Consider the following 400-nt stretch of genomic DNA (forward strand, 5'->3'; position numbering starts at 1 on the left):
GGCGCGTTGATTGGTGTACTGATAGATCACCACTGCGATCGCCAGCACGATCGTCATTTCCACAGCTAGCGCGTTTGCCAAACCAGGGTTGAAATCGGTTTGGCCTTTGACCAGAAAGGTAATCTTAATCGTCACTAGATTCAGCGCTCCGCCTGCTAATGCGAACGCCGTAGCCTGAGCGCCAAACGCATTGGCAAACAGCAAAGCAGCCCCCCCGATGATCGGCGGCAGCAAAATCGGGATGCCAACCCAGCGCCAAAATTGCGATCGCGTCGCCCCCAAGCTGGCAGCGGCTTCGCGCCACTGTTGGCGAAACCGCTGCACAGCGGGCAGCATTAGCAGCATCATCAGCGGCCACTGAAAATAGGTGTAGGCCAAAATCAGGCCGAGATTGCTGTAG

General features: G+C 56.5%; 1 protein-coding gene. It reads right to left on the minus strand.

Annotated features, from left to right (window positions below; translation table 11 throughout):
* The coding region (locus D7Y13_RS44325) for an ABC transporter permease subunit (protein ID WP_120631165.1) at nt 1-400 on the minus strand (400 nt) is incomplete at both ends.

It is taken from the genome of Corallococcus praedator, from assembly GCF_003612125.1.
Taxonomy (GTDB): domain Bacteria; phylum Myxococcota; class Myxococcia; order Myxococcales; family Myxococcaceae; genus Corallococcus; species Corallococcus praedator.